This is a genomic window from Ruminiclostridium cellobioparum DSM 1351 = ATCC 15832, from assembly GCF_000621505.1.
GTDB classification, from domain to species: Bacteria; Bacillota; Clostridia; order Acetivibrionales; family DSM-1351; genus Ruminiclostridium; species Ruminiclostridium cellobioparum.
Genome location: NZ_KK211290.1, coordinates 105038 through 118697 on the forward strand (window position 1 = coordinate 105038; position 13660 = coordinate 118697).

Sequence of the window (13660 nt, forward strand, 5' to 3'; positions counted from 1 at the left end):
TTAGATATATTACGGGGTCCTATTCCCCTCTTACAGGGGGTTGTCATGAAAGTGTTCTTAAAAATTTTATGTATATTGATTTTAATAGTTCTCATTACAGATATCGCAGGGAGCTTCTACTTTTATCATATTTCGGTTGCGCGGACCAGCAAGGATTTCCTTGCCAACGACAGTGCTCTGATAAATGAAATCGCTGCTGAAAATATCAGCGTATCCCCGGCAGATGTGCCTGCAAATGCCAAACTGTACAGCACAATGCAGGAAGCACAGCCGGAAGCACAGCCAGGAGAACAACAAAACGAGCAGCAGGAAGAACAACAAGTGGAGCAGATAGAAACCGGCTGGTTCAGCAATCAGCCCTATGAAGAAGTTTCCATAACCTCGGAGGACGGTTTGAAGCTGGCAGGCTATTACCTGGGGGCAATAGTGCCCACCAATAAAACCGCCATACTGGCACACGGGTATTCTTCACAGGGAACCTATATGGGTTCCTATGCCAAAATATATTACGATATGGGCTATAATGTGCTGCTGCCCGATGACAGAGGGCACGGCAGGAGCGAAGGTAATTTCATAGGTTTCGGCTGGACAGACAGAAAAGATTATTTAAAATGGATAGATTTTATTATAAACAGAGTAGGCCAGGACTCCCAGATCGTGCTTCATGGAGTTTCCATGGGGGGAGCCACCGTTTTAATGACCGGCGGTGAACTCCTGCCGACAGCTGTTAAGGCCATTGTGTCGGACTGTTCCTACACCTCCGTCCAGGCCGAACTCGAGTACCAGCTGAAAAGATTGTACAATCTTCCCGCGTTCCCGATACTGGACAGTACAAGTCTGCTGTCAAAAATAAGGGCGGGCTACTCCTTTAAAGAGGCTTCTGCCCTGGAACAGGTTAAAAGAAGCAAAACACCGACCCTGTTCATACACGGCGATGCCGATAAATTTGTTCCCTTTAGCATGGTATATGAGCTCTATGAGGCCTGCACCAGCGAAAAGGACATATATATAGTTCCCGGAGCTGGTCACGGCGCCGCCTTTGATACCGATACGGCCGGGTACAGGAACAAGGTAGGAGAATTCGTCGGCAAGTATGTAAATTAAATACATGATCCAGATTATTTAAGCCGTTTATTTATTCAAAAAGCATTAGGCTTTCAGCGATTTATGTCGAAAATATATAGGTAAACCAAAGAAAAAGGATGGAGCCTTAGCCTTGAAAAAATTTTTTCGTACGGCAGCGCCGTTTATAGTACCTCTGGGATTGCTTATTACGGCATTCTTTTGCCAGAGCAGGCTTGAAGCCCTTTCACCCGGGCTAAAATGGCTGGTGGGCCGTTTACCATATATATTATTTACGGCTGCCGCAATTTTGAGCTGGAGGTTCAACAGAAGCAGGGCATTTTTTATTGTACTTGTGCTGGCCGCCGGGGAGCTTTTTATTTCGGCAGCGCCGGTTTTGCTGCATGGAAACAAATCGGCGATATCTCTGGTAACTACAGCAGCAGCTATGCTTATACCAATAAATCTTCTGGTGTTTTCACTCTTGAAGGAACGCGGAGTTTTCACAGTCTGGGGCCTGATGAACACAGCTTTTATTGTGCTGCAGACCGGTTTTGTTTATTATCTGTTAAAATCCGGGAGCAGGGTTCTCACAGCAATCAATCAATGGAATATGATCCCCCGGGACATAAAAGTCCCCGGACAGCTGCCGCAGCTTTCGCTTTTAATCTATATTGCAGTCCTTGCGGCAATGCTGATCCGGTTTATTGCAACCCGGTCCTGTCCCGATGCAGCAGCTCCAGGTGTGCTTTCTGCGGTTTTCCTGGCTGTGAGCCTTAACAGAGGCAGTCTGGCCATCCCTGTCTTCTTTTCTGCTGCCGGCGTCATTATGATAGTCTCTGTAATTCAGGATTCGTACAGTATGGCTTTCCTGGATGAATTGACCGGACTGCCCTCCAGAAGATCACTGAAATATGAGCTTATGAAACTGAGCGGAAAATATACAATAGCAATGCTGGACATAGATTTTTTCAAGAAATTCAATGACACCTACGGCCATGATGTGGGAGACCAGGTTTTGAAAATGGTTGCAGGCTGTATTAAAGATGTTTCGGGCAGCGGTAAACCTTTCCGGTACGGCGGTGAGGAATTTACCGTTGTGTTTCCCAACAGGACATTGAAGGAAGCCTTACCCTTCCTGGAAGAATTGAGAGAAACAGTTTCAAAAAAGGGTTTTGTCCAGAGATCTGCCGACAGGCCCAAAAACAAACCTAAAAACGGCAGGGGAAAGTCCGGAACAGGGAAACAGCTGTTTGTCACAATAAGTATCGGAGCAGCCGAAAAAAATGACAGGAACCGGCTGCCCGACGAAGTCATAAAGGCTGCCGATAAAGCCCTTTACAGAGCCAAGAAAAAAGGAAGGAACTGTGTGAGCAGGTAGTTTTATTTAATATGCATTACGTTTTTTGTACTCTCCCGGTGCGGTTCCTATTATTCTTTTAAAAAGCCTGTAAAAGTTTGAATAGTCATTAAAACCGGAGGAATAGCAAGCCTCTGTCACACTCAGCCCCCGGGCCAGTAATTCCTTGGATCGTGCCAGGCGTTTATAGATGACATACTGGTGAAGATTCATACCGGTATTTTTTTTAAACAGTCTGGTCAGGTAGTGTCTGTTTATAAAAAATTGCTGTTCGATACTCTCAAGGGAAAGATCTCCCTGAAGGTTCTCGTTTATGTGGTCAAGTATGGGAAATAATCTTGCGGATATTCCCTTCTGCTCAACAGCATCCCCGCTTGAAGACAGAAAGGCTCTGTTGAGCAGAACAAGCAGCTGGATAAAATAAGTATTCCTCAATATTTCGTCGGCAGGATTTTTATTTTTGCCGGTGTGTTCAAGCTTTTCCATAAGTTCGAGAAATTCCTGCCGCTGCACAGCATCAAACTCAATTTTGTTTCTTTCTCCCTTCCTCCTGCCGTTAAAGCACTGGAGCAGATCAAAGGCACCCGAGCCGTACATGACAGGTATTGCATCGTCAAACTGGATAAAAGCCCTTTCATAGGTTTTGTTTGATTTAAAGGAAGGCTTGTGTATTTCATATTTATTGGTTATTATCACATCTCCCTGCTTCAGTTCGTATATCTTATTCTCTACGAAATAATTCACATCCCCCGAAATAAGGTAATAAATCTCATATGCATCATGCAGGTGAAAATCAATGCTGATGATATCACTTCTTGTATGGCTGAATTCCAGACCGGCTTTGTCACCAAGATTCCTGATCACTTCCATAACAGCCCTCCTCCGCATTAATTGAAATAGTCAATTTTAGCAATGTTTTTGTTCAAAACCACATTGTTTATTTCTTAATTTTACAATAAAATTAAACTAAAGAACACATTGTTATACCAGTAATTTTAATAAAATTAACTAGTGGTTTGTAACATCTAAAACTTATATTGTCACAGACCACCAGCATGTTTGGAGAGAGATCATGAATAATAATGTAATTGCCGCACAGCTTTTCACTCTTCGCGACCATCTTCGCACCCCCGCTGAAATTGAAAAAACATTTGAAAGGGTCAAAGACCTGGGATATAAAGCCGTCCAGGTTTCAGGGCTGGGAGTGACAGATCCTGTTTTTATCAGAGATTTAACCTCCAGGCTTGGGCTGAAGGTATGCGCCACCCACTATCCCTTTGAGCGCTTGAGAAATGAGACAGATGCCGTTATCGGCGAACACGGGACAATGGCCTGTGAGTTTGCAGGTATCGGCAGTATGCCGGCCGAATATCCCAGAACAAAAGACGGTTACCTCAGCTTTGCCCGGGATGCATCTGCTGTCGGCAAAAAGCTCTCGGCCCACGGTCTTAAGCTCATATATCACAACCACAGCTTTGAATTTCAGAAGTATGGCGATACCACTGCTCTGGATATTCTCATAAACGAATCCGACCCCGAATACCTGGGTTTTGAAATTGATACATACTGGGTCCAGGCTGGCGGCGGAAGCCCGGTTCAATGGCTGAAAAAAGTGGCCGGCCGAATAGATGTGGTGCATTTCAAGGATATGGCTCTTGTGGAAGAAAAGCAGGAAATGGCTGCAGTAGGTGAGGGCAATCTGGACTGGCCTTCCATAATAAAGGTGTGCAGGGAAATCAACGTCAAGTGGTATGCCGTGGAACAGGATGTATGTCCCAGAGATCCCTTTGACTGCCTGACATCAAGTCTGAAATATCTTCAGCAATATATATGAAATATCATAGCAGTAAAGGAATAAACAAATATTACAGCTGTTTTGCGGCCGCTATGGCCAATTAACCTCCTTTATTCGCCACATTGCGATAAGGGATATAGTTTTTCATCACTTTTTGTGCCTTGAGCACAGCGAAAGGAATGATAGTTAATATGGAAAAGCTACGAATAGGAGTAATCGGAATAGGAAATATGGGATCATACCATGCCGTCTGCCTCAATAACGGAGAAATCCCAAACGCAGAACTCACAGCCGTTTGCGATACCTCGCCCCAACGTTTGAAATGGGCCTCTGAAAATTTGGGTGCCGGAGTACAGCGTTTTGACAGGGCAGAGACGTTGTTCCAGTCGGGACTTGTTGACGGAGTCATCATTGCAGTCCCCCACTATGATCATCCCACCCTGTCAATTGAAGCCTTCAAACATCATCTTCATGTTCTGTGTGAGAAACCCGCAGGAGTATATACCAAACAGGTAAGAAGGATGAATGAAGCTGCCGCAGAGAGCGGACGGGTATTCGGCATAATGTACAATCAGAGGACAAATCCGCTGTACCTGAAGCTGAGAGAGCTTGTAAAAGCAGGTGAACTGGGCAAAATCAAAAGAACAAACTGGATAATCACCAACTGGTACCGCCCTCAGGCATATTACAATTCCGGAGGCTGGAGAGCCACCTGGGCAGGTGAAGGCGGCGGAGTAATGCTCAATCAATGTCCACACAACCTTGATCTATGGCAGTGGACCTGCGGTATGCCCATCCGGGTCAGAGCCTTTTGCGGCTGCGGCAAATATCATGATATTGAAGTAGAGGATGATGTAACAGCATACGTGGAATATGAAAACGGAGCTACCGGAGTATTCATCACTTCTACCGGAGATGCCCCGGGAACAAACCGCTTTGAAATAACCGGAGATATGGGGAAAATAGTAATTGAAGACGGAAAGCTGAATTTTTGGAGAAACAGGCTGTCCGAACGTGAATTCAATAAAACCACCACCATTCCTTTTTCCCAGCCGGAGGTATGGAAATGTGAAGTACCCCTTTCAGGGACTGAAACAGCTCACAAAGGCATTATTACCAATTGGGCGGAAGGAATACTAAAGGGTACGCCTCTTCTTGCACCAGGTGAGGAGGGCATAAACGGACTTCAGATATCGAATGCAATATATTTGTCCTCCTGGCTCAATGACATGGTTGAGATTCCGGTTCCCGAAGAGCTGTACTATGAGAAGCTCAAAGAAAAAATCGAAACCTCGGCTTATAAAAAAACGGTTTCCGAAGTTAAGGTATCCGATGTAAACGGAACCTTTAACAGCAAATGAGAATGAATTCCCGCCGTCCGGTTTACAAACCGGCCCGGTCAAAGGAGAAAGCTTATGAATAATATGACAAACCCCATCAATGATTCCTGTAAATTCAATGCTGCAATAATCGGCTGCGGCGCCATTCATGCCTTACATGCCGATACTGTTATGAATAGCCCTCTTGCAGTACTTTCTTCGGTGGCGGATATAGACCCCGCCAGGGCAAAAGCGTCCTCCGAGAAATACAACTGCAATTATTTCACCGATTACACCAAGGTTTTAGAGGATGAAAATATTGATGTAATCCATATATGCACACCCCATTACCTCCATGCCGATATGGCAATAGCAGCCATGGAGCACGGAAAGCATGTCATTCTTGAGAAACCGATGGCTATAAAACTGACGGATGCCGAAAAGCTGATATACACGTCGGATGCAACCGGAAAGCAGCTTGGCATATGCTTTCAAAACAGGTATAATACCAGCTCGGTAAAGGCCAAAAGCTTCCTCACCTCGGGCAGGGGCGGCAAACTCCTTGGTGCAAGAGCTTTTGTGACCTGGTGCAGAGACGAGGAATATTATACTGGTTCAGGCTGGAGAGGCACCTGGGAACAGGAAGGCGGAGGTGTTCTCATAAACCAATCCATCCACACCCTGGATCTTCTCCAGTGGTTTATGGGTGATATACATAGGATTAAGGGTTCTGTAGATACAAGAGCGCTGAAGGAAGTCATAGAGGTGGAAGATACCGCCGAAGCGGCAATCCAATTCAAAAGCGGCGCTACAGCGTTGTTCTATGCCACCAACTGCTATTGTGCCAATGCTCCCGTCATGATAGAAATCGTAACCGAAAACGCTGTTATAAAAATTGAAGACGGCCTGACCATAAAATACAACAATGGTGACTGCGAATCCTATTCCGAAGTTGACAGATCCACCGGAGCTAAAGCTTATTGGGGCAGCAGCCACAAGACCCTAATCGAAGACTTCTACAGCAGGCTCGCGGAAGGTACCAAGTTTCCTTTGGACGGTTCCGAGGGTATCAAAGCCCTGCAGATGCTCCACGCAATATACAGCTCCAACAAAAGCGGAGAGTACATAGAGCTATAGGTAAAGCTAGTTAATGTTACTTCTTGGTTACCTGCAATCTGTAAAGGCGGCTGTATACTCCTTCGTCTTCCATCAGCTCGGTATGCCTGCCCATCTCCTTGAGCCTGCCCTTATGTATTACAATTATCTTGTCGGCGTTTCTTATGGTGGAAAGCCTGTGTGCTATTATTATGGAGGTTCTGCCCCTTGTTATTTTAGCCAGTGCATTCTGTATGACCAGTTCCGTTTCGGTATCAATATTTGCCGTCGCCTCGTCCAGGACCAGTATGGAGGGCTTGAAGGCAACTGCCCTGGCAAAGGAAATAAGCTGCCTCTGCCCCGCTGAAAAGGTACAGCCTCTTTCCTTTACCTTTTCGTGATATTTATCAGGCAGCTGTTCAATAAAGCCGTCGGCATTGACGTACTTTGAAGCGGTTTCTATTTCTGCGTCGGTTATTTCACTGTTATTCAATCTGATATTTGACAATATATCCCCTGAAAAGAGAAATACATCCTGTAGAACCACCGAAACCTGCCTTCTCAAATCCAGGAGGTTGAATTCCTTTATATTGACTCCATCCAGTAATATTTCCCCTTTCTGTATATCATAAAACCTTGTAAGGAGACTTATTATGGTTGACTTTCCGGAACCGGTGGCACCCACGAAGGCTGCCGTTTCACCTGCTTCAATTTTAAAGCTCAGATCCTTGAGTATCCACTCCTCTTCATTGTAGGCAAACCAGACATTTTTAAATTCAATTTCTCCCTTGACCGGTCCCAGCGGCCGGCCGCCGTGAATGTCCTCCTGAACATCAACCGTATCAAGTATTTCAAAAATCCTTCCCGAGGAAACCACTGCCGACTGGATTGTGGTATACTGCTCCGAAATGGTACTTATAGGATCAAAAAACTGCTTTATATTTGTTATAAAGGCATACAGCAGGCCTATCTCCAGCGTATTCCCTATAACCCTTTCAGTGCAGAAACAGATAAGTACGGCAATGGTAAGATTATTTATTATATCGACCAGAGGCCTGCTGAAACTGTTTAATATTATTTCCCTGAAGCTGAATTTAAAATATTCCCTGTCCAGCTCTTCAAGTTCCCTGAATTTCTCCTTTTCCCTGTGGAATATCTGAACCAGCTTCATCCCCGAAATGTTTTCTGCAAGAAAGCCGTTTATCCTGGCAATCATGCTCTTCATCCTTATAAAATTCTTTCTGGCTGCAATACGGTATATGACCGTAGCCAGTACAATAAGGGGTATGCAGCTCACACTCACCAGCATTAATCTGAAATCCATAAATGCCATTGTGGCGACTATTCCGATCACCATTACAAAATCTCTGAAAAGATTTACAAGAACCCCCGAAAACAGATCATTGAGCGCCTCCACATCATTTGTTACCCTTGTGAGTATCCTTCCGGTGGAATTCCTGTCGAAGAAGGACATGGACATGTTTTGAATATGTGTGAACAAGCTGTTTCTTATATTAAACATTATTTTCTGTCCGACATAGGTAAGGATATAACTTTGTGCATAGGTAAAAACGGCGCCTATCACTACAAGCATAAAATATATAATTCCCATGGTCCATAAAGCAGAACGGTCATTTATCCCCTTTGTGATATAACTGTCTATTACATGTTTTATAATATAAGGTTTAATGAGAACAGCAGCGTTTATCACCAGCACCAGTACCATGCTCAGAAGCAGCAGCGGCAGATACGGCCTGTAATAGCCCATAAGTCTTGCAAACTGAAATTTATCGCTTCCCGCTTGTTTTTCCCTGTCCAGGCTGTTCATTTAACCACCTCCTCAAGGGTCTCCGCCTGATTTGTCTGCGTTTTATACAGTTTAAAGTAATTTCCCTCAAGCTCCATCAATTGTGCATGTGTTCCCCTTTCAACTATCCTTCCGTTTTCCAGGTAAATGATTTCATCGGCATGCATTACGGTGGATATCCTGTGGGAGATAATTATTCCCGTACGGCTTTCGAGCACATCTCTTATATTGCCAAGTATGGTTTCCTCCGTTTTGGAATCCACGGCCGACAGGCTGTCGTCCAGTATCAGAATGGAGGGGTCTTTTATTAAGGCCCTCGCTATGGACACTCTTTGTTTTTGTCCGCCCGACAGTGTGGTACCTCTTTCACCGACCACCGTATCAAAACCCTCCTGCAGCTCCATGATATTGTCATATATGGCTGAAATTTTTGATACCTCTTCTATTTCGTCATCGGAATGGACCGGTTTGAAGAACTCGATATTGTTTTTTATGGTGGTGGAAAACAGGAAATTATCCTGTGGCACGTAGCCTATGCACTCCCGGAGCACATCCACAGGAATTTTGTTTATATCGATACCGTCTACAAAGATATGCCCGTCTTTGACATCAAACAACCTGAGAAGCAGGTTTATGAGAGTGGTTTTACCGCTTCCCGTCTTTCCCAGTATCCCAAGAGTCTTACCCTGCTCCAATTGAATATTTATATCTTTTAATGCTCTTCTATTGGCCTCGGGATAGGTAAAGCTTAAATTTCTGATTTCAATTTTGCCCTTGATCTCGCATACATCACATATGCTTACTGTCCCTTCCAGGGCCGGCGGCACGCAGAAAATTTCATTGAGCCTCCTGTAGGAAGCAATTCCTCTCTGCCAGGTTTCAATGATCTTGCTGATATTCATCACAGGGCCCATTACCGTTATCATGTATGTATTGAATGCAATATAGTCTCCCAGTGAAATTGTGCCGTCCATAACAAGACGGCTGCCGTACACTATAAAAAACAGAAAACTGAACCCGAAGCATATCTGTGCACTTGGTCCCATGATTGCTGATGCCTGAGTCAGTTTCATCTGCGTATCAACCCTCGCCTGGCTGAATTTTGTGAAATTAAGCACTTCTTCTCGCTCCTGGGCAAAGGCCTTTATTACTCTTATACCCGACAAATTTTCCTGTACCTTGTCGGAAATATCGGCGAAAGCCTCCTGTACCCTTTTAAACCTTTCGCGGATCAGTTTGCCTATCCTGACCATTATTACGGCAGCTACCGGCACAGGTGCCAGAGCCATGACGGTCAATATGGGATTAATGGTATTGGCCATAAATATTATTGAAACAACGCTTATGGTTATACCGTCCAGAGCCTGGACAAAACCTCCTCCGAACATGAATCTCACTGCCTGGATATCATTAATTGCATATGCTACCAGGTCCCCTGTTTTGTGATGACTGTAAAAATCCACCGAAAGAGTCTGGAGATGCTTGAACAGATTATCCCTGAGGTAGCATTCAACTGTCCTGCAGTTGCCTATCAACAGATAACGCCATATGTATTTGAGTATAAACACCAGAATTATGGCACCCAGCATTAACAACACATACTGATATATCTGCTCCCTGGCCATATTCCGTTTATCAAGTCCATCAGTTATTATTCCGAGTATTTTGGGAATAAGCATGGCACAAAAAGATGAGAAAAGCAGTATCAATATACCTGCTACATAGCTCCATATATGATCCCTGATAAATGTCAGCAATAATTGTTTTCCCTTGACCGTTTCCTTTTCTTTCATAAGTACCATCAGCCTTTCCGGCTCACAATATCTAATGAAATCATTTCACACCTGCATGAGCCTGATAAGTTGTAAAAAATCATCCTTGAATTATACCTTTTATTGTTTTTTATTGAAATGGACATTTTTAATTAATTTTAAACATTGTTGTAATTTTTGAAAAAAGGCATATCAAAACTAAAGCAATTGAAATACATGTAGAAAATTATAATAGAGCTTCCCCTTTATCGAAGTTGTACTTGCGCACTATTATCAGCATTCCATTATTTACAATTCTCTCACTTTGCGACATCCCCTTTTACTGTATTTAAGGATAAAAAAGGAACTGCCGCCCAGATGAATAAAGTTTATTCATTGCGCAACAGTTCCTATCAGTAATAATTCATGTATTACAAAACCCTGACATTGGGATTTGTATACCTGCCTTTTTTAAGTGTTCCCTTTCCGTATTGTATTGCTTTAGCCGGGCAGTAATTGATACAGGCAAGGCACTGGGTGCACATGCTTCCCCAGACAGGCTTTTTATCCACCTTGATGGTCCGGGTATTACAGACCTTTTCACACAAACCGCAGCTTGTACAATTATCGTCTGCATAAAACTTTCCGGTACCCAGCGCATTTTTATTAAACAGCGGATTTACAACACCTGTCATGAGACCCGGCAGAAAACCTTTTTCCAGACGGAAAGCTCCTATCTCTCTTTTTTCGATGCTCCTGTTTATATCCAGCAGTGTTTTTTCTGCTGCGGCCAGCTTATCTTTTTCAACTTCTCTGGAATCAACATCTCCAATAATGATATAATTGTTGGGCATCTTTATGGAGAAACCTCCCGACAGTTTCATGCCTTTTTTAGCCAGCCGGTTGTCGAGGATTTTCATGGTATTTCCTATATTTCCGCCGCAGGTTGCGACCGAAAAAACATATTGGTTGTTAAAATTATTGAATTTCAGCCTGTCTATGAATTCCAGAACCATCCCCGGCGGTCCCCATGCATAGACCGGGAACACAAAACCTATTGCCTCGTTGTCACTTAAGCTGTACTCAAACAATTGCTCTCCGCTGTTGATTTTCTCTGAAACAGAGACCAGGTCCTCTCCATTATAGTCCGCTATATTTTTAGCAGCCTGCAGAGAATTCCCCGTACCGGAAAAGTAAAATACCATAACCTTCCCTCCTTAATAATACCTCAATAATCCTGCAAGAGCAGTGTATACAGTAGTTACTGCCCATTTACTAATATACATTTTATTCCGTAATTATACAAGTAGTCTGCAACATCTAAATTAATACATCTCGTTCGGTTAATTTTCCAGCCGGACAATATACGTTTTGGATGTTACAGACCAATAGCATTATTTTGGGTTCTGCTGCAAAAGCTTTTCAATATCCTGCTCCATATCAACAGGGGAGGTAGTGGGTTCATATCTGCCTGAAACATTCCCCTCTCCGTCAATAAGAAACTTGGTAAAATTCCACTTTATTGAGTCACCGTGAAGCGTTTCCGGGAATTTTTCTTCGAGAAGGCTTTTCAGGATTTTCCCAAGGGCATGATTCATATCAAACCCGTTGAAGGGAGCCTGTTCTGTCAGGTAATTGAACAAAGGATGGGCTCCGGCACCTCTGACATCTGTTTTCGAAAACATCTGAAACCCGACTCCATAGTTTAATGTGCAGAAGCTTTTGATTTCCTCATTGCTGCCGGGTTCCTGCTCTGCAAACTGATTTGACGGGAACCCCAGTATTTCCAGGCCCTGTCCCTTATACTTTTCATAAAGCTTCTGCAAATCTTCATATTGAGGTGTAAAGCCGCACTTGCTGGCCGTGTTTGTTATTATAACTACCTTTCCCTTATATTTTTCCAGTGAAATTTCATTCCCGTCTATTGTCCGGGCTTTAAAATCGTAAATATTCATATATATCTCTCCTTTTCCTCTTTATACTATTGTTCAAATTTAATTTTATAAAATATAATTGTATGCAATTATTATAGCTCTTCCAGGGCGGCTAGTCAACAAATATATCTTCCCGGATTGCTTTTCAGGTAAAAAAGTCCACCGTCGGGGCATAACACACCGGCAGTGGACTTTTTTGTTGATTGTAAAAATTGTCGCAAATATTATTATAAAGAATTTGTTAAATATTTTATTATGTTTTTTATTATATTATTTATATGCTCATACCGATTTTAATCAGTAAAAACATCCTGTCGGCTCCGTTTTTCAACAGCTCTCTCGAATTGGCAATAGCCTCGTCCAGCGTCATAATTCCGTTGACGGTTGTCATGATGCTTCCCAGGTTGTTCTGCCAGAAGAGTTCGGCACCCTTTCCCATGCCTCCGGAAATTACCGCCACAGGTACCTGCTTTGGAGTACAGCGCTTCATTATTCCCGAGGGTACCTTTCCAAACCTGACAGACTGCTCATCTATATTGCCTTCCCCGGTCACAACAAAAGCTGCTCCGTCAATTAGCTCGTCGAAGTTTACTGCATCCAGCACAACATCTATTCCCGGTTTCAGCCCGGCGTTCAGAAATGCCATGAGAGCCGCTCCCATTCCTCCGGCAGCACCTGCCCCGGGGACATTGGCAATTGTCCTTCCAAGTGTATTTTCCACCACTTTGATATAATTGGACATGCCTTTTTCCAGCCTGTCCAGCAGATCTGGGGTCACTCCCTTTTGAGGCCCGTATATATAAGTTGCACCGTCTTTCCCCAGCAGGGGGTTTGAGACATCGCATATTACCGTGATATCACATTCTGAAACTGCGGGATTCAAGCCTGAAATATCAATTCTTCTGACCAGCTCCAGGTCGGCCCCGCTTCCCTTCAGCTCTTTTCCCGAAACATCCAGGAACCTTGCACCGAGGGCCCTCATGGCACCCATTCCGCCGTCATTGGTGGCACTGCCTCCAATGCCAATGATAATACTGCGGATTCCTTTATCCAGGGCCTTACGGATCAGCTCACCCGTACCGTAGGAGGTTGCCGCAAGAGGCTCCTTCCTTCCCCCCGGGATCAGGGACAGGCCCGATGCCTGTGCCATCTCGATGACAGCAGTCCTGCCTTCATGTATGTATCCGATGGCCGCCTCTACAGGATTGTTCATGGGTCCGGTGACCGTAAACGTTTCTTTGGTACCGCCTGCCGGCACCGTCAGGGCATCTATGGTGCCTTCCCCTCCGTCGGCCATTGGAACCGGTACTGTTTCAACCTTGCCAAAGATACGCTTTGCAGAATCATCAAGTATGTCAATTATTTCCAGTGAGCTTAAACTCCCTTTAAAGGAGTCTGGTGCAAATACTATTTTCATATTACCTCCATGAGCCGTGTTATGGCTTTGAGCCACAATAGCAGCTACAAAACAGTTATGAAATTTGTTCACTCCTCCATTCCCCATAAGGCAAATAAAAGAGGTTAAACAGCCATTAAG

General features: G+C 44.1%; 11 protein-coding genes. 5 read left to right on the top strand and 6 right to left on the bottom strand.

Translation table 11 applies throughout. The features are described from left to right. The first annotated feature begins 45 nt into the window (after positions 1 to 45). Both T344_RS0121130 and T344_RS0121135 read left to right on the top strand, forming a co-directional pair. Positions 46 to 1104, top strand: a complete 1059-nt coding sequence (locus T344_RS0121130; protein ID WP_027630347.1) for an alpha/beta hydrolase — start codon at positions 46 to 48, stop codon at positions 1102 to 1104. A gap of 112 nt (positions 1105 to 1216) precedes the next feature. Continuing rightward, positions 1217 to 2443: a GGDEF domain-containing protein gene (locus tag T344_RS0121135; protein WP_027630348.1), complete on the top strand. Its 1227-nt coding sequence runs from the start codon at positions 1217 to 1219 to the stop codon at positions 2441 to 2443. A 6-nt stretch (positions 2444 to 2449) separates the two neighbouring features. Here T344_RS0121135 and T344_RS0121140 read toward each other — a convergent pair whose 3' ends face one another. After that, positions 2450 to 3292, bottom strand: coding sequence for an AraC family transcriptional regulator (locus tag T344_RS0121140; protein WP_051572118.1), 843 nt, complete (start codon positions 3290 to 3292; stop codon positions 2450 to 2452). A gap of 202 nt (positions 3293 to 3494) precedes the next feature. Here T344_RS0121140 and T344_RS0121145 point away from each other — a divergent pair, with 202 nt between their 5' ends. The 3 genes from T344_RS0121145 to T344_RS0121155 all read left to right on the top strand — a co-directional run bounded on the left by T344_RS0121145 (position 3495) and on the right by T344_RS0121155 (position 6673). Further along, the gene (locus T344_RS0121145) at positions 3495 to 4256 is read left to right on the top strand and encodes a sugar phosphate isomerase/epimerase family protein (protein ID WP_027630350.1); all 762 of its coding nucleotides are present in this window, start codon (positions 3495 to 3497) and stop codon (positions 4254 to 4256) included. Between the two features lie 152 nt (positions 4257 to 4408). Further along, the gene (locus tag T344_RS0121150) at positions 4409 to 5578 is read left to right on the top strand and encodes a Gfo/Idh/MocA family protein (protein WP_027630351.1); all 1170 of its coding nucleotides are present in this window, start codon (positions 4409 to 4411) and stop codon (positions 5576 to 5578) included. Between the two features lie 54 nt (positions 5579 to 5632). Next, a complete protein-coding gene (locus T344_RS0121155) occupies positions 5633 to 6673 on the top strand; it encodes a Gfo/Idh/MocA family protein (protein ID WP_051572120.1) in 1041 nt (346 codons plus the stop codon). Positions 6674 to 6689: 16 nt separating this feature from the next. Here the strand turns inward: T344_RS0121155 and T344_RS0121160 are convergent, their stop codons facing one another. The 5 genes from T344_RS0121160 to T344_RS0121180 form a co-directional block, all read right to left on the bottom strand. Beyond that, complete coding sequence (locus T344_RS0121160) at positions 6690 to 8459, bottom strand: ABC transporter ATP-binding protein (RefSeq protein WP_027630353.1); 1770 nt, start codon at positions 8457 to 8459, stop codon at positions 6690 to 6692. After that, positions 8456 to 10231: an ABC transporter ATP-binding protein gene (locus T344_RS0121165; RefSeq protein ID WP_242842119.1), complete on the bottom strand. Its 1776-nt coding sequence runs from the start codon at positions 10229 to 10231 to the stop codon at positions 8456 to 8458. Before T344_RS0121165 ends, T344_RS0121160 begins: the two co-directional genes overlap by 4 nt. A 389-nt stretch (positions 10232 to 10620) precedes the next feature. After that, positions 10621 to 11394 (bottom strand): EFR1 family ferrodoxin, encoded by a 774-nt coding sequence (locus T344_RS0121170; protein ID WP_027630355.1) that lies wholly within the window; start codon positions 11392 to 11394, stop codon positions 10621 to 10623. Between the two features lie 189 nt (positions 11395 to 11583). After that, positions 11584 to 12144 carry a glutathione peroxidase gene (locus tag T344_RS0121175; RefSeq protein ID WP_027630356.1) on the bottom strand — a complete coding sequence of 187 codons (561 nt, stop codon included), beginning with the start codon at positions 12142 to 12144 and terminating at the stop codon, positions 11584 to 11586. Between the two features lie 253 nt (positions 12145 to 12397). Beyond that, positions 12398 to 13540 carry a glycerate kinase family protein gene (locus T344_RS0121180; protein ID WP_027630357.1) on the bottom strand — a complete coding sequence of 381 codons (1143 nt, stop codon included), beginning with the start codon at positions 13538 to 13540 and terminating at the stop codon, positions 12398 to 12400. Positions 13541 to 13660: the final 120 nt, after the last annotated feature.